General features: G+C 39.6%; 16 protein-coding genes. 7 read left to right on the top strand and 9 right to left on the bottom strand.

Features of this window, described 5'->3' with window-relative positions:
- Window positions 1-10: 10 nt before the first annotated feature.
- From PGLA_RS02135 to PGLA_RS02100, 8 genes are all read right to left on the bottom strand, one after another.
- Window positions 11-715: a hypothetical protein gene (locus PGLA_RS02135; protein ID WP_068527959.1), complete on the bottom strand. Its 705-nt coding sequence runs from the start codon at window positions 713-715 to the stop codon at window positions 11-13.
- Window positions 716-993: 278 nt separating this feature from the next.
- Window positions 994-2,025 (bottom strand): PHP domain-containing protein, encoded by a 1,032-nt coding sequence (locus PGLA_RS02130; RefSeq protein ID WP_068527957.1) that lies wholly within the window; start codon window positions 2,023-2,025, stop codon window positions 994-996.
- A gap of 486 nt (window positions 2,026-2,511) precedes the next feature.
- Window positions 2,512-2,961 (bottom strand): hypothetical protein, encoded by a 450-nt coding sequence (locus tag PGLA_RS02125; RefSeq protein ID WP_068527955.1) that lies wholly within the window; start codon window positions 2,959-2,961, stop codon window positions 2,512-2,514.
- Window positions 2,962-3,052: 91 nt separating this feature from the next.
- Window positions 3,053-4,039: an ABC transporter ATP-binding protein gene (locus tag PGLA_RS02120; protein ID WP_068527952.1), complete on the bottom strand. Its 987-nt coding sequence runs from the start codon at window positions 4,037-4,039 to the stop codon at window positions 3,053-3,055.
- Window positions 4,036-5,043: an ABC transporter ATP-binding protein gene (locus PGLA_RS02115; protein WP_068527949.1), complete on the bottom strand. Its 1,008-nt coding sequence runs from the start codon at window positions 5,041-5,043 to the stop codon at window positions 4,036-4,038. Before PGLA_RS02115 ends, PGLA_RS02120 begins: the two co-directional genes overlap by 4 nt.
- 86 nt (window positions 5,044-5,129) lie before the next feature.
- Window positions 5,130-5,975: an ABC transporter permease gene (locus PGLA_RS02110; protein WP_068527946.1), complete on the bottom strand. Its 846-nt coding sequence runs from the start codon at window positions 5,973-5,975 to the stop codon at window positions 5,130-5,132.
- 8 nt (window positions 5,976-5,983) lie between these two features.
- Window positions 5,984-6,931 carry an ABC transporter permease gene (locus PGLA_RS02105; protein WP_068527943.1) on the bottom strand — a complete coding sequence of 316 codons (948 nt, stop codon included), beginning with the start codon at window positions 6,929-6,931 and terminating at the stop codon, window positions 5,984-5,986.
- Between the two features lie 63 nt (window positions 6,932-6,994).
- Window positions 6,995-8,596, bottom strand: coding sequence for an ABC transporter substrate-binding protein (locus tag PGLA_RS02100; RefSeq protein ID WP_068527939.1), 1,602 nt, complete (start codon window positions 8,594-8,596; stop codon window positions 6,995-6,997).
- 202 nt (window positions 8,597-8,798) lie between these two features.
- On the opposite strand from PGLA_RS02100, the gene PGLA_RS02095 reads away from it, so the two are divergent.
- The 5 genes from PGLA_RS02095 (at window position 8,799) to PGLA_RS02080 (ending at window position 12,267) form a co-directional block, all read left to right on the top strand.
- Entirely contained in the window at window positions 8,799-9,479 is a 681-nt protein-coding gene (locus tag PGLA_RS02095) for a hypothetical protein (RefSeq protein WP_068527936.1), read from the top strand.
- 95 nt (window positions 9,480-9,574) lie between these two features.
- A complete protein-coding gene (locus PGLA_RS26475; RefSeq protein ID WP_084410660.1) occupies window positions 9,575-9,682 on the top strand; it encodes a sporulation protein YjcZ in 108 nt (35 codons plus the stop codon).
- 104 nt (window positions 9,683-9,786) lie between these two features.
- Window positions 9,787-10,320: a GNAT family N-acetyltransferase gene (locus tag PGLA_RS02090; protein ID WP_068527933.1), complete on the top strand. Its 534-nt coding sequence runs from the start codon at window positions 9,787-9,789 to the stop codon at window positions 10,318-10,320.
- A 215-nt stretch (window positions 10,321-10,535) separates the two neighbouring features.
- Window positions 10,536-11,459, top strand: a complete 924-nt coding sequence (locus PGLA_RS02085) for a prenyltransferase (RefSeq protein ID WP_245699659.1) — start codon at window positions 10,536-10,538, stop codon at window positions 11,457-11,459.
- 43 nt (window positions 11,460-11,502) lie between these two features.
- Entirely contained in the window at window positions 11,503-12,267 is a 765-nt protein-coding gene (locus PGLA_RS02080; protein ID WP_068527929.1) for a DUF6081 family protein, read from the top strand.
- 133 nt (window positions 12,268-12,400) lie between these two features.
- Here the strand turns inward: PGLA_RS02080 and PGLA_RS02075 are convergent, their stop codons facing one another.
- Window positions 12,401-13,816 carry a DNA-binding protein gene (locus PGLA_RS02075; RefSeq protein WP_068527926.1) on the bottom strand — a complete coding sequence of 472 codons (1,416 nt, stop codon included), beginning with the start codon at window positions 13,814-13,816 and terminating at the stop codon, window positions 12,401-12,403.
- A 286-nt stretch (window positions 13,817-14,102) separates the two neighbouring features.
- Between PGLA_RS02075 and PGLA_RS02070 the strand changes: the two genes are divergently transcribed.
- Together PGLA_RS02070 and PGLA_RS02065 are read left to right on the top strand one after the other, a co-directional pair.
- Window positions 14,103-14,753 carry a response regulator transcription factor gene (locus tag PGLA_RS02070; protein ID WP_068528381.1) on the top strand — a complete coding sequence of 217 codons (651 nt, stop codon included), beginning with the start codon at window positions 14,103-14,105 and terminating at the stop codon, window positions 14,751-14,753.
- A 1-nt stretch (window position 14,754) separates the two neighbouring features.
- Window positions 14,755-15,690, top strand: a complete 936-nt coding sequence (locus PGLA_RS02065) for a sensor histidine kinase (RefSeq protein WP_068527924.1) — start codon at window positions 14,755-14,757, stop codon at window positions 15,688-15,690.
- The last annotated feature ends 4 nt before the right edge of the window (window positions 15,691-15,694 follow it).

Here is a 15,694-nt window from a genome sequence, read left to right as displayed (position 1 = left end):
TCGAATTTGTTTAAGGTATCCAAACAGCTAAAGGTGGTTTTAAGGCACCTAACCATCCGGAATCCGGTGCAGAAAGGATCAATTTGGTAAGAGGATTGTCTTTTAGATTCCAATAGTTTACAACGAGATCATGAGGCTGACCATCATTTGGAATAATGATAGATCCATCATTAGCATAAAGGCTATTTTTAACAAAAGCATACCACAGGCCCTTATACTTATTATCAGTCGTATTCGTTACGCTAAAGTATGTTTTAGTACCTTCGGTTTTAACGAATTGAATCTCTATCTTCTTCTCTACTTCACACACAGCAAGTTTGTATTGAAGTAGTTTATAGTTTTTATCGGTTATGTCTAAACGAGCAGGGATGTTCTGACCAGAATACGTGCCCCAGTCCGTGATATCGAACTTAAGAGTGACTTCTCCACCAGCAGGAATGTTGGGTAACCACTGTTGTTGTATCTCCTGTCCTTTGGCATTACGGTTAATCCAGTATCCGCCATTCGGCCAATTGCTGTTATAGTCGAGTGTGGTAGGGTTTTGGATTTTCCAGATTTGCTGGGTAGCTGTTGAAGAACAATCATACTTGATGGTTAGATCCGATTCTGTGGCATTCTCCGTACTTGCTGCGAAAGTGGCGAAGGGTAGAGAGAGTAAGAAAAAGAATGTAAGAAAGCTTATGCTAAGCCATTTGATGTGTTTTCTCTGATTCATAATCGTAAAAACATCCTTTCACTTTTTGAATTTGGGATCGTACATTATTCAGATTATGTATCTCAATACCATAATATTCAAATATAGTTTTGCTAATAGATATGGTTTGAAATTGTGCTGGCCATTGAATCGTACCGTTGCGGGATTGGTCAAAAAGGGAAGTTAATAAATATAATAAAAGCTAATGGATAATATATAAAATGAAAGATCCCCTACCAGCATGCATAGGGGATCTTTGTTTGAGTATATAGAGATAGAGGAAGATTTCATGAACCTATTTATTGTGCTAGGCTAACAAGGGAGTTGTTTGTAGGAGAAGATAAAGGGATAACGAGGCGCTGCTTATTTTTAAAATATACGATTTCTTCATATCCAATCTCTTTAGCAAGTTGAAGGGCATCATCCAGCATAGTACCTAATTCATCTGGGAAGTGTGCATCGGAAGAAAGAGTGATCGGTACTTCATAATCTTTTAGAATAGATAAAAATGAAAAGCTGGGGCATATTTGCTTGGTTGGATAGCGATAGGCTAACCCTGTATTTATTTCGGTTGCGACGTCGGCAATACAAAGGGCAGCAGCTACATCGTTATAATGACCTTCTAGTTCCTCATCTGGAGGTACATACCCGTACACCTTGATATGATCTAAATGAGCCATGAATTGAAAAAGACCACTGTGTATCGCTTCAATTACAGTATCAAAGTATTGCTTATACAGCAAAGATAGATCGTAATGTTCAAAATGACTCTGCGAATCTGGATGATCGAACTTCCAGCCCTCATGGAAATGAACAGAACCAATTACATAATCTAACTGATAAGGCTTAAGTAGAGCCCGAAGTTTCTCTTGACTACCAGGGAAATAATCAGCTTCTATACCAATAGATAGTTCTTCATAGAACCTGGATACATTCCTCATACCGGATAAATAATCCTCAATAGAGTAAGTACATACAAGGTCTAACCATTCACGTTGCATTTTGCCTAATGGACTATCATCTAACAGCATAAACTCTTCATAATAGCTCTTGAACTCGTGGAAACGATATAAGTGATCGACAACACCGAATTTTGTGATACCCTTCTTACGGCCCTGTTCTAGATATCTTGTAATCCAATCCTCGGAGTAACAGCCTTCTTTCATTCTACGGGAGAGGCTTCTGGTGATATGCTCAATCCAGGCACGGGATTCATGATCTGTCTGACTCGAAGAGTTACGTGAGGTTTGTTCCAATGCTAATCCTGTACGTTTAAGCCATGCTAGAGAATAAGTTCCTTCTTCTAGATGAAAGTGAAAGTCAATTTTCAATACATAGCCTCCTTCATTTATGTGTGCATACATGTATTGTATCGATCAACCGTTAGCTATAGCGCATACAAGTGTAAAAAGTATGTTAAATACGTCGAGTTAGGCAATATGGTTAAGCTTTGTTCATGCTTATAGGGAGGGAGAAGCATTTGTCTGAACATCCAATATACACATTATGGTTTACTGGTATCTCAGATGTGTAAGAACCTCCAGAGTCTTCCGAGGTCACCTTGTATTCGCACAGGGATTTGGTCGAAGAGGCTGCGCAAACGTTATTGGAATATTTGGTGAAATTGAATTTAGTTGTTTAAATCTAAAAAGAACCCTAGTCTCACTAGAGTTCTTCTTTACATAGGATTTATAAACACTGTTCGCTAGATCGTAGTGCAGAGGAGGAAATTGTTCTGTAAAAGCGGTTCGTCTTTGCCCCCTAAAAAACATTTCACCGCCAACAGCGATCGCAAAGATATCCCGTCCGCGTAGCAGTCATCTATCGACATCTCCACGTAGAACTAAAGAAACTTCTTGAATGCCTTCATGAAGCGGCTTCTCTAATACGACCCAATTGACTGCAAGAGATTCCTTTAACTGTGATACTTGGTATTTAGTAAGTTGGATTTCATCCATTCTGTCTTCACCAAATCTGAAGTCTACATGGGCTTGGAGATTGAATTTCTCCTCAACCCAAATTTTCAGACCATTTCGGGTATTAAAGGTCATTCGATATCCTTCAAGCGCCTGTTCGAGCTTCTCGGTATGCTCCTCAGCATACGTAAAAAAATCTTCGTATTGATAATGTTCTTCTTCTGCATTCTTAAGAAGTGTGGCATCCTTTAAGCGCACAGCTTCTCTAATCTGTGCCTCATCGTTCAACGATTTTCTGGCGTGTTCTAGTAAAATCGCAGTGTGTTGTGAGATTTTGATTTCATTACTCATGTTATGATTCCGCCTTCCTACCTATATTCTTATATATTTACTAGTTGTCATATAGATGGATTGAACTAAAGTTTACACTCCTGAATCGTCTTTAGTTCATTCCATATAGATGACAAGCTGTATAATGACCTGGTGAAATTTCAAGCCATTGAGGTTCTTCTTGGCGACACCGATCCTGAGCAAATGGACATTTTGAGGCGAACTTGCAACCTTGGAAATCCTGTATCAGGCTTGGTAATTCACCTGTAATCGAAGGTGAAGATAGTTGTTGAGCTATCTTTGGATCGGGTTGCGGAATGGCTTCAAGCAGAGCTTGAGTATAAGGGTGAGCTGGGTGGTCATACAGTTCATCACTTGGAGCAAGCTCGACAAGTTTACCGAGATACATCACTCCGATACGATCTGAAATATGGCGCACCATGGATAGATCATGGGCAATGAACAGATAGGTTAAGCCATATTCTGCTTGAAGATCTTCAAGCATATTGACAACTTGAGCTTGAACCGACACATCGAGCGCAGATATTGGCTCGTCACATAATATAAATTCAGGACGAACGGATAGGGCTCTTGCAATACTGATCCGTTGGCGTTGACCTCCGCTGAATTCATGTGGATACCGTAGGGCATGCTCCGTTTTCAGACCCACCTTCTCAAGTAATTCTAATACGGTATCCCGGCGATCCTGCTTGCTTCCGATCCCGTGAATCTCCATCGGTTCGCTAATGAGCTGTGCGACATTCATACCTGGATTCAGTGAGGAATAGGGATCTTGGAATATCGTCTGCATTCTTTTACGGAAAGGCTTCAATTGACGTTCATTCATCGTAGCAATATTATGTCCATCGAAATGAATCTCACCATCCGTTACATCATATAAGCGTACGATACTTCGACCTGTCGTTGATTTACCGCATCCAGATTCCCCAACTAATCCGAAGGTTTCCCCTCGATCGATGTGAAAGTTGAGGTCATCTACAGCCTTGAGCATATTTCTTCCACTACTTCCAGCTCCACGCGCAGGGAAATACTTCTTTAATCCGCGTACGTCTAGTAGAATTTCTGGATTTGGATTCATGTTGTATCCCCCTCTCTCCATTTCGCATCATTGCCTTCAGCAGGTTCATATAGCCAACAAAGAGCGCGGTGCTCTTCATTGAAATTGGCATAGTGAGGCATGGTCTTACATATGTCTCCTGCATGTGGACACCTTTCCATGAAAGGACAACCGGAAGGAGGGTCAAGTAGATCTGGTGGAGTACCTTCTATAGTAGATAACCGTTGCCGCCCACCAGACGTGACTCGAGGAATCGATTTCAACAATCCTTGGGTGTAAGGATGACGTGGATGTTCGAAGATTTCCTCCACGGTTCCTTCTTCCATAATTAGACCTCCATACATGACGATAACCCGAGTACACACCTGGGCGACAACGCCGAGATCATGTGTAATTAATAAAATGGCTGTATTCGTACGTTCTTTAAGTTGCTTCATAAGTCCTAGAATTTGTGCTTGAATGGTGACATCTAGTGCAGTAGTTGGTTCGTCTGCAATGAGAAGTTGAGGGTTACACGAGAGAGCCATAGCTATCATCACTCGTTGTCTCATACCGCCGCTAAACTCATGAGGATACTGGTCAATCCGTTGCTCTGGCGAAGGAATTCCGACTTCACGAAGCAATTCAATAGCCCGTTGTCTTGCAGCATGTTTGTCTAATTTACGGTGACGTCTGATGACCTCAATTAACTGCTTTCCAACACGAATAACAGGATTAAGAGAAGTCATAGGGTCCTGAAAGATCATTGAAATTTCGTTACCTCGAATTCGGCGTAATTCTTTGTCTGACATAGATGCCAGATTGAGACCGTTAAAGATGACTTGTCCGTCTATAATTTTACCTGGAGGTTGAATTAATCCAATAATCGATTTCGCAGTGACACTCTTGCCACTTCCGGATTCTCCGACAATTCCAATAACGTCTCCAGCTTGTACATTGAAGCTAACCCCTCTGACAGACTGGACTTCTCCAGCACGAGTCATAAACGAGGTTTTTAAATTTCGAACAGATAGTAAGTCGTTCATAATACTCCTCACTCCAATATATCTAATGAATATTCCATAAGAGGTTGTTCAATCAGTTATCTTTTGAACACGCATCATAAGATTTATTAACGTTTATTCGCTTTCGGTTCAAAGGCTACCCGGAATATATCGCCAAGGAAATTAAAAGATAGCACAGTCAGTAATATAAATACCCCAGGAATAATGGCTAGATACGGGGCTTCACTAATGAAGCTTTGTGCATCATTTAGCATACTTCCCCATGAGGAATTAGGCTGCTTCACACCGAGTCCCAAGAAGCTAAGGGAAGATTCCATAAGAATCGCTGAAGCGATATTGATCGTGGCTGACACAATAATAGTAGGCATAATATTGGGAATAATATGCTTAAGGATGATACGGAACTTGCTTTGACCCGATACACGGGCATATAGCACATACTCGCGTTCTTTAACCGAGAGTGTCTCAGCTCTTACGATTCTGGCAATACCCATCCAGCTGAGTGCACCTATGATGACAATGATCGTTCCAATTCCCGGTTTCATATATGCATTCAATATAAGCATAAGAAAGAAAGAAGGGATGGCCATAAGTACGTCAACCGATCGCATAAGTAGAGTATCTACCCAACCTCCGAAATAACCGCTGATCGTTCCTACCGCCATTCCTAGCGAGACGGAGATAACCATAGAGAGAAAACCGACGCTAAGAGATACTCGGCCCCCATATAAAGCTCTGGCAAAATAATCTCGTCCGTAATCGTCTGTTCCGAACCAATGATTAGAATCAGGTTGCTTTAATCGATCAAGCACTACGATTTGATTGGGGTCATGTCGAGATAGGAAAGCAAATGCCGCAGCAATCACAAATAGCACCAGAATTCCAATGGCAGCTATACCTATTTTTTGTTCGCGTAATTGTGTTGTTATATTACGCCATCTAATTGAGTTCATGTTGCTTCTCACCCCGTTTTGATACGTGGATCGACCACGCCGTATAAGATGTCCGCCACCAGATTACCCACAACGAGCATGATGGAGGAGAGCATCGTAATGCCCATAATAATGGGATAATCGAGCCCATGTACTGCTGTAATGCCTAGTGAACCCATGCCAGGCCAAGAGAATACGGATTCTGTAATGAAGGCTCCTGCAATGAGCTCTGGAAGAGACATCCCTAGAATGGTAATGACGGGTAGGAGCACATTCTTGAGTACATGCTTCCATAGAACGGTTCCCGTAGTAGAACCATAGGCATATTGAATTTGCACATAATCCTCTTCCAACTGACTGATGGTATTGGAACGAATATATCTCATATAGACAGAAACGTTCATATAGAGGAGTACTGTCACAGGGAGAATCCCGTGCTTTATAATATCTAGGATGGAGTCAGAACCTATCGTTCGCATGCCCATACTAGGAAGCCAATGGAGCTTTACTGCGAACAAATAGATTAGCATAATGCCGAACCAAAAGCTTGGAATGGAAATTCCGATATAAGAGAATAAGCTAAGAATTCGGTCAATAGGGCGATTCTTACGTGATCCTGCATACATGCTTAATGGAATGGCAATGAGCAGAGACAGAAATAATCCTGCACCCATAAGGCCTATTGTAGCTGGAAGACGGTCTAATATTTGCTCCATCACAGGACGATGATTAACTAATGAGTAGCCAAGATCACCTGAAAGTACATTTTTGAGCCATAATAAATACTGAACATACACAGGTTTATCAAGACCTAAATTCTGCCGAATACGCTCAACGTCTTCAGCTCCCATATTGGGAGTAACAAAAGAAAGAACAGGATCACCCGGTGCAAGCTTGATAAGTGCGAACGAAATAATTGAAATAAACAAAAGAAGGGGGACGGCTTGTCCGACCCTTCGCAAGATATATCTTTTCAAGCAATACCCCTCCGGACCAACGCCGGCCGTTGCCGGCCGGCGTGTATAGTAAGAAAGCTATATTTATTTTTTGTGTATTTGGGATAAATCGTCAAGCATAACGACAGGTTTCGGTGTAGCTTCTTCGATACCCCCATAGGTGTTGTCTACAGCAACGATAGCCTTGGTGTAAGCGATAGGGTAGATAGTCATTTCATTAGCTACGGTTTGTTGGATTTGTTTGTACAATTCCTCACGTTTCGTAACATCAACTTCTATAGCCGCATTATCCCATAGCTTGTCGAATTCAGCATTCTTATAATGTGAATAGTTGTAAGCAGCATCACTTTGGAAGAGTGTCTTATAGGCGTCAGGTTCAAATCCCATAATGTAGCCACCAAAGGATAGATCGAAATCCTTGTTATTCAAATCTAACGTTCTGTTACCGTATGCTGTACCATCCATTGGCAACAATTCCACTTCGATCCCAACATCTTTTAGTTTTTGTTGAATGTATAGAGCCTGACTTTCTTGTGGTTTGTTGGTATTGGTATAAGCAAGGCGAATCTTTAAGTTACTAACGCCTGCATCGGCAAGCAGTTGTTTAGCCTTCTCAAGGTTGTAGTCATACTTTTCAAGATCGTTCGTTTGGTACAATGTATCTGGTGTAAGAATGGAAGATGCTGGCTCAGCAAATTCATTGGATGTATAGGAAGCCGTAATAATTTCGTTCTTATCTAGTGCATAAGCAATCGCTTGACGAACTTCTTTTTTCTTCATAGCATCGGTATTTAGATTGAAAGCCATATATTGAAGTCGACCTTCAGAATAAGTTAGCAAATTGAACTTTTTCGTATCGTTGAGTTTTTTGTAATCTTGTGTATCTACCATACGCATTTGAATTTCGCCATTCTGAAGCGCAAGGTTAGCTGCATTTGTATCTTTAGCGACACGATAAGTTACCGTATCCAAGTGAGATTTTCCTGCAAAATAATCATCAAATCTTTCCAAAGTCACATATTCACCAGCGCGGTACTCTTTGAACTTGAATGGTCCTGAACCTACAGGAGTATTGTTCTTGTCGCTCTTCTCTATATCTGCAACACCGGAAAAAATATGTTCTGGAATCGGGAAGAATTGTACAAGAGCTCCGTCAAAAGCGGCGGTTACTTCTGGAAGTATAAATTCTACAGTCAAATCATCTACTTTATTTACTTTGACCGGCTTATCATTCAATATGAATTGGCTACGAAGGAAGCTATGTTGATTCTCATCTATAATGCTATTAGCTGTGAATATGATATCATCAGCATTAAGTGCTTCACCATCATGCCATTTCAATCCGTCACGTAGTTTAACAGTATAAGTCAGGTTGTCGTCCGATACAGTTACGTCTTCAGCAAGTACATAAGTTTTCTTACCGTTATTAATTTTAAACAATGGAGCGTATAAGGATTGATCGACCGTAAGTGTCACTCGGTCGCTCGCATAGATTGGATTCATCACCTTAGGATCATCTTGTACTGCGATGATGATCGAACCGCCATCTTTCGGTTGTCCTGAGTCTGTGGAGGCAGTATCTTGTGGCGCCCCAGAATTTGTTTGTGCTGCGTTGTTACCACCACATGCACTAAGTACCAATATAAGAGCAAGAGCAGCGGTTAACCAAAGCTTTCTGTGTTTCATGTAAATCCTCCTAATATTATTTTTATAATTTATACTCTATTATAACGTGCTTCTTCGACAAAACAAGACACTAAACCGAGTTTTCTTATAAGAATTAAATTAAATGATAGTGTTGACGTATTTCACTCGTAGAAACAGACCCTGTAAGGATTCAAATAGATGTATAATATTGTGAAAAGTTATTTTTAAAAGGAGGACTAAATTGAGGAAGAGATTGGCATGCTTACATGCGCATTATTCGAACATCGAATATATCGAAAATGCACTATCCAATTATACAATCGAATTAGTACACTTTGTTGATCCTGCGTTAATGTATCGAGTCACAAATGATGAAAGTTTCACACGTTCAGATGCTGAGAACAAAGTGAAGGAGCAAATAGAATGGATAGCTCAGAACAAAGTGGATGCTATCCTCATTACTTGTACCAATTACATTGCATTGTTACAGGAAGATGAACTATCGATATCTACGCCAATTATAAAAATTGATGAACCTTTCTTTGATTATATTTGCAGCATTCAGCAACCTCAGACGATCTTGTTTACGAATCCTGCAACGGTCGATGGTACCTTGGGACGTCTTTATGATTATGCTAACACTAAAGGGCAAACCCTAGATGTAGAGGCTGTAGTCATTCATGATACTTTTGAATTAATCATGCAAGGTCGAAAAGAAGAGTACAATTTGGAAATATCTAAGTTCTTGCGTACAATAATTGAGAATGAAAACAGAGTTATTTCTGTCGCTCAATTATCTATGGTGGAAGCATCTGAACAAGTAGAATATAAACGCTCTGGAAAGATAATAAATCCACTAGATACATTAGTTACAGCTATTATTATACAATTAGGATTGGAACCTGACAGACATCATATGTAACCGCGTTTTTTCAAAACTCATTGCCGATTAGCCCGCTCCATAATCTGTATCCTGAATAAGCTATGATGTATTCTAGTCAAAACGAGGAATGAATCATGAGTGGAATTGGAGGATTTGGAGGGATAGGTTTAGGTGGCTCTACAGGTGCAATTTTAGTTCTCTTCATTTTGTTAGTTATTATTACTAAAGCGTTTATCCTATAATTATACTTTTAGATATGCAGGTGAAAAGAGCTGAGTACGACTTCGGTCTTGCGCTTTTTGCCTGTCTCTATGATGTACTAACACTTACACAACGGAGGATATGAATGAATTCAATCGTAAGAAATAAATATGTAAATGAGCGAGTTAGCGCATCTCAAGCTAACCTGAAGGATACAGAAGATATAATGCGTATACTAATTGGGAATGCAAGATGGCTGCAAAGTAAAGGTTCAACGCAATGGAGTGGTTTGTTACATGGAGTAGATAGTCATGATATGGTCGGGTCTATTTCACGTGGAGAGGTTTTTGCTTTTAAAGAGAATGGTGTATGCGTGGGTACGGTTATTCTGAAGCAGATGGTAAGTGAATGGGATAACAATTTGTGGGGTAAGGACGAAAGTCATTCGAACACTTCCGTGTTTGTACATAGGTTAGCTATTCATCGTGAGTATGCTGGTAAAGGTCTTGGTGCAGATATTTTACGTTGGGCTGAAAGTGGTGTTTGCTTTGATGGTAAAGACCGAATTCGATTGGATTGTGTGGGCGACAATACAACATTAAATCGTTTCTATAGCCAGAATGGATACGAATATATGGGCGAAGTTAATGGTTTTAGTAAATATGAGAAGTTATTATAGGAATCACAGAAGATTAAGGACTTCAAAACTTCTGTTAAAATGAAGAAGAATAACCAATCTCATAACATGACACAATCCAACAAAATATGATATTCTGTATTTTAGGAATGTTATCAGTTTATCCGTCTACTAGGTTAGTTGTAGGCGGTATTTTCAAGTTGTATTGATAGACTATTACTACATGATTTGTTCATTATCTTGTAGAGAAGGAGGGCATGAACTTGGATAAGTTCAGACAGTTTTTAAAGGCATCACGAGCTTCAATTGTTATGGTTATGCTTATTCCAGTTGCTCTAGGGGCACTAGGCGCTTGGGTATGGGATGGCGTATTTAATGTGTGGTTATTCTTGCTAACACTTCTTGGAGCAGGGCTTGCCCATCTATTTTCCAATATGATTAATGACTTATGGGATTATAAGAATGGTGCGGATACGGGTGTAAGTAAAGAGGTGGATGCGATAACCAGTCATTCTGGATATCTGACAAACGGGACATGGAGTGTTAAAGTATATACGATCGTAACTTGGTCTTTATTTGGAATAGCTATTCTATCTGGTGTTATTCTAAGTATCTTTAGTGGTTGGTGGGCATTTGTTCTTGGCCTTATTGGGGGGATGATCGCTTATTTCTACGTTGCGCCTCCGTTGAGACTAGGTTATCGAGGAAAAGGTTTCAGTGAAATTGCTATTTTGCTCTCCTTTGGTGTATTACCTGTAATGGGCGCTTATTATGTTCAGACATCTCATATGGATGTTCGTGCATTTGTTTTATCTTTGCCAATAGGACTTCTTACGACTCTTATTTTATTTAATCATCATTTCTTACATTGGAAGCTAGATCTTCAAGCGGGTAAGAAAACCTTGATTGTTGTATGGGGTGAAGCAAAAGCGCTTCGATTCTCGAAGGTGTTACTTCTGCTTGCGGTTATATCCCTTTTAGTAGCTGTTCTTGTAGGATCGCTACCGTATTATGCGTTGATCGCATGGTTAGTACTCATTCCGCTGTACCGGGTTTATGGTAAATTGAAGGATCAGAACTCTTCAAGAGCTTATTTACCACTAATGGGGGGTTCCGTAAAGGCAACGTTTAGATTCGGGCTTCTCCTTATCGTAATTATGATTATTCAAGGGTTAATTTAACGATAATAGAAACAATCATATTAGATGAAACGAGGGATCGATGATGGAACATACACGTGTGATTGGTGATTTTCATACAATTTTAGATGAAGGGCAAGTGTGGAAAATGGGGGGCTTCCCACTTCCTGATGGAACCTTCTGGGAGTATCGTGAACCGGACGCTGTCGTAATTGTACGTAATGGAATTCTGTATGCTCGCGCTACACTAAGTCGGCAGAATGATCACGTTCAAATTCTAGATAATGCGAAACATATGTATTACTCCGTAGAGTCTGTCATTGTACCAGAAGCGGGAGAAGTAAGCTTCGAACTTGATATCCGCGCTCGTACACAGAATACAGCTCCAAATGACCTGTACGATGGATATGTATCCTTGAATTTACTGGACTTCACAACGGGTGCAGCGCTCGATTTCTTTGCTGGAAATGATAAGTATGCTAGTGTGTTTGGCATTCTTCCTTTTCCTGGAGTTGTAGTGCCACCATCTGATAAGACACGCTTCTTCTGCATATTTAAAGAAGATACGAACTTCAAAGCAAGAGAATTTAACACCTATAAAATTACGTATAACCGTGTTACGGATGAAGCTATTTTCTATTTGAATGGTGTTGAGATCAGACGAGATAAGAATATTCCAATCAAGTTGAATCAGTTCACGATTGCGCTGGGAATGATGACAGAAAAGGACTTATCGCCTGAAGGAAGTGTGTCTGTTCATGGACAGACCGTGATTGCTGAATGGTCGCCTATCACCGTTACGACAACGGATGGAGCGAAAGATTCGAAGAATGTGGATTTGGGTGAATAGATAGACAATCATTTTGATGAATAAAAGAGAGCTGTCTGCAAGAAGTCTTTAAAGACTTCTTGCAGACAGCTCTTGTTTTGTTTAATATCCCATACCATGAGAGTATAATGCTATTACACCAGCGCTTAGAATACTAACCATCATAAATTGCGTCGCCATACGGACGAAGATTTTCTTCATGTTCCCACACCTCCTTACATATTCCAGAATAAACAGATTGTTGCTCTTGAGTTGCATGTTGACGATGCATTTCAAATAAGGTCATACTGTTGACCATACCGTCTTTACTATTTATAGTGAATGAAAGTCTGAAGCTCTGAATAACATTCTCCAGTCCTTCTTTAAATAGTTTTTTTCTAAAAAAGTATAGGGCATATGTTCGGAAAAATATGTGAAAACGATAGGTATAGTAAGGCTCTTTATAGTAATATGAAGCGGATTGATTATTCCATCCCTCTTTGTGATCAATTCTATATTTTGCGATTTGATCTTTGAATATATCGAGAAATTCGTCAACAAAGAAGTTGTTCCGATTGGCAGATTCTATTAACGTAGTTAAACCCTCTACAATTTCCCTTGGATGTTGTTTTAGAATATCTAAGTATTCTGATACTCTAGTTAGATTTCCTGCTTTAACTTCAACGGACAATATGTTAGCTCTAGCAAACATATTGAATTGTTTCAATTCCTGAATTCCAGTCTCATCTAACCCTTCAAACCAACTCATATCAGCATATTTTTCAATCCATATCTTCGATTCTGCGAACATCCCACGATGCTCATAAGAACCTGCTTTAAACAAATAGCCTTGCCCAAAGTAATATATTAAAGGACGAGAAGAATTAAATTCAGCATCTTTCCATATCTGATTTAGGTAGACCTTTTCAGCCAATTGTGTCAGCTCATTTGCATAATTCTCGACTTCATCCCATCTTTGTTTAAAGGCAAATAGTTCAGCAAGCAATATTAGCCCATCAAGCGCATACCCTTCAGGTAATCGGTTTCGATAAGGGATGAAATGCATAGCAATCATGAAGCTCTTATGTCCATCTTTTCTATAAATCTGAAAGAGTCTAAAATAACTTATTGCTATGCGTTCAGAATGACCTAATTCCTCACTCTCAATAACACTCTCGTACATGATTGCAGCAGCATCTTGCCAACCTTGTTCTAACAAGAATTCGGCTGATTCAAATATAGACTCTGTCTGATTTGAATATTCAACTAGACAAGTTAGTACTTTGCGAATACATTCATGGTTCTTTAGTTCTGCGCACCGAATTAGAAATGATCCTATCGTCTGCCAATTCGGATCATTAGTTCGGATGCACTCATCTATATATAAATCGTATAACTGCCCGTCTGAGAATCCCATACCAGCAGTAATAAGGTCTAGCTGTTCTATAGAGATAGGTAGGGGATTACTATCTAACATAGCACTTAACATCGGTTGGTTCATACCGACGGATTTGGAGAATGATTGTAGGTCTATTCCTGATTGTCTTATGTATTCTTCTATTTCTGATCGGATCGTAGTGTTTTGTTTCATCAACTAAAACACCTCCATGACTGCAATATTAAGTATATATTAAGCACACATATAGGTACAATAAAGTATATATGAATTATATATACTATTAGTATACCGGTCAATGAGATATATCCAATCATTAGGAACTAAAAATGGATTATACTTCCTTATTGTTTCCGTTTAGTAGGATGATAATGTAGTGGAAGTAAGATACAATCATAGATATAACACGTGATAGGTAGCAGGGGGAGATAAAGTGTCAGGAACAATATTACTCGTAGAAGACGAACCTTCCATCGGTGAGATGGTAGTGAATTATTTAGAAAAAGAGGGGTTCTCCGTTATCCATGCGAAGGATGGGGAAGAGGCATTACGGAAGTTTACCGAAGAGGCATTCGATTTGATTCTTCTAGATTTGATGCTTCCAAAGTTAAGTGGGATGGATTTCTTAAGAATCATTAGAGATAAGAGTCTGATTCCGATTCTGATCGTATCTGCGAAAGACGGTGAAGTGGACAAGGCATTAGGACTTGGTTTTGGAGCAGATGACTACATTCCTAAGCCATTCTCTATGATAGAACTTTCTGCTAGAGTGAAAGCGGCTCTGCGGAGAGCAAATTATCACATGAATGTGTCTGGTATTGCTAGAACGAACATCGTCGCGATTCATGAGATTGCGATGGATCTGGACAATCTAACGGTTAGCAAGAATGGACAAGAACTAAAGTTAACTTCTAAGGAATTACAAATTCTGAAGTTATTAATGACGAATCCTAAAAAGGTATTCACTAAAGAACATATTTATCAATCGGTGTGGGACGAACCCTATTTCGGAGATGAGAACATCATTAATGTGCATATGAGAAGATTAAGAGAGAAGATTGAAGACACCCCTTCAGAGCCTCAGTATATTAAAACCCTATGGGGAATTGGTTATAGACTAGGAGAGTTCTAGTATGATAATCCTACTCGTTGGTATCATTTTAATATTAAGTATCATCATTATGCTTCAATACATAGCTACGAAGAGAAGAACTGAGGATTTGAAATACTGTTACAACAAATTGATATCTATTGTAGAGACTAAGTCCTCTGAGAAAATTATGAGAGTCACGGATGACGTGAGCTTACAATCCCTATTGACGGCGATGAATCGGTTGTTAGACGCCAACCAAGAGTTAACAGCGAATTTTACGCGAACAGAAATGGTTATGAGACGAATGCTTGCTAATATGTCTCACGACTTAAAGACGCCTTTAACCGTCGTTCTAGGAACAATTGAAATGATCCTTCATCAACCCAACTTAGATAAGGAAGAACAAGAGAGATTATTAATAATGCTTCATCAAAAGGCGCAAGAAATCGTAAAGATGATCCATACTTTTTTTGATTTGGCTAAGTTAGAGTCAGATGATCAGGATTTTGTTATAACACGTGTGAATATGAATGGTGTGTGCAAGGATAGTATTCTTTCGTTCTATGATGTGATTCAAAGTCATCAACTTCAGCCTACGATTCAAATACCAGAAACTCCGATATATGCTTACGCGAATGTTGAGGCTCTAGAGCGAATATTGAATAACCTCATGGATAATGCGATTCGATACGGGACAGATGGTAAAGTCATTGGTATTACGTTAAGAAATGATGAATCCTATGTATATATTGATGTGTGGGATCAAGGGAAGGGCATTAGCGAGCAACACCATGATCTTGTGTTTGAAAGAATGTACACGCTCGAAGACTCAAGGAATAAATCATTTCAGGGAAGCGGACTAGGTCTCACCATAACAAAAAGATTAGTTGAACAATTAGGAGGGGAAATCTCTCTTCGGAGTATACCTTTTAAAAAGACGACCTTTACTGTACAGCTTCGACGGGCTACATATTAGTGTG

Origin of the sequence: Paenibacillus glacialis, assembly GCF_001637205.1 — a bacterium.
Lineage (GTDB): Bacteria > Bacillota > Bacilli > Paenibacillales > Paenibacillaceae > Paenibacillus_AQ > Paenibacillus_AQ glacialis.
The sequence above is the reverse complement of the archived record's forward strand: the minus strand, read 5'-3'. Positions and strand labels throughout refer to the sequence as shown.

What these genes read in the sequence shown, in the direction of transcription:
- PGLA_RS02075 (WP_068527926.1), bottom strand. Translation starts at nt 13,816, where the DNA reads ATGAAACAAAACACTACGATCCGATCAGAAATAGAAGAATACATAAGA.
- PGLA_RS02135 (WP_068527959.1), bottom strand. Translation starts at nt 715, where the DNA reads ATGAATCAGAGAAAACACATCAAATGGCTTAGCATAAGCTTTCTTACA.
- PGLA_RS02110 (WP_068527946.1), bottom strand. Translation starts at nt 5,975, where the DNA reads ATGAACTCAATTAGATGGCGTAATATAACAACACAATTACGCGAACAA.
- PGLA_RS02070 (WP_068528381.1), top strand. Translation starts at nt 14,103, where the DNA reads ATGGTAGTGAATTATTTAGAAAAAGAGGGGTTCTCCGTTATCCATGCG.
- PGLA_RS02090 (WP_068527933.1), top strand. Translation starts at nt 9,787, where the DNA reads ATGAATTCAATCGTAAGAAATAAATATGTAAATGAGCGAGTTAGCGCA.
- PGLA_RS02080 (WP_068527929.1), top strand. Translation starts at nt 11,503, where the DNA reads ATGGAACATACACGTGTGATTGGTGATTTTCATACAATTTTAGATGAA.
- PGLA_RS02100 (WP_068527939.1), bottom strand. Translation starts at nt 8,596, where the DNA reads ATGAAACACAGAAAGCTTTGGTTAACCGCTGCTCTTGCTCTTATATTG.
- PGLA_RS02085 (WP_245699659.1), top strand. Translation starts at nt 10,536, where the DNA reads ATGAACTTGGATAAGTTCAGACAGTTTTTAAAGGCATCACGAGCTTCA.
- PGLA_RS02065 (WP_068527924.1), top strand. Translation starts at nt 14,755, where the DNA reads ATGATAATCCTACTCGTTGGTATCATTTTAATATTAAGTATCATCATT.
- PGLA_RS02120 (WP_068527952.1), bottom strand. Translation starts at nt 4,039, where the DNA reads ATGAATCCAAATCCAGAAATTCTACTAGACGTACGCGGATTAAAGAAG.
- PGLA_RS02115 (WP_068527949.1), bottom strand. Translation starts at nt 5,043, where the DNA reads ATGAACGACTTACTATCTGTTCGAAATTTAAAAACCTCGTTTATGACT.
- PGLA_RS26475 (WP_084410660.1), top strand. Translation starts at nt 9,575, where the DNA reads ATGAGTGGAATTGGAGGATTTGGAGGGATAGGTTTAGGTGGCTCTACA.
- PGLA_RS02125 (WP_068527955.1), bottom strand. Translation starts at nt 2,961, where the DNA reads ATGAGTAATGAAATCAAAATCTCACAACACACTGCGATTTTACTAGAA.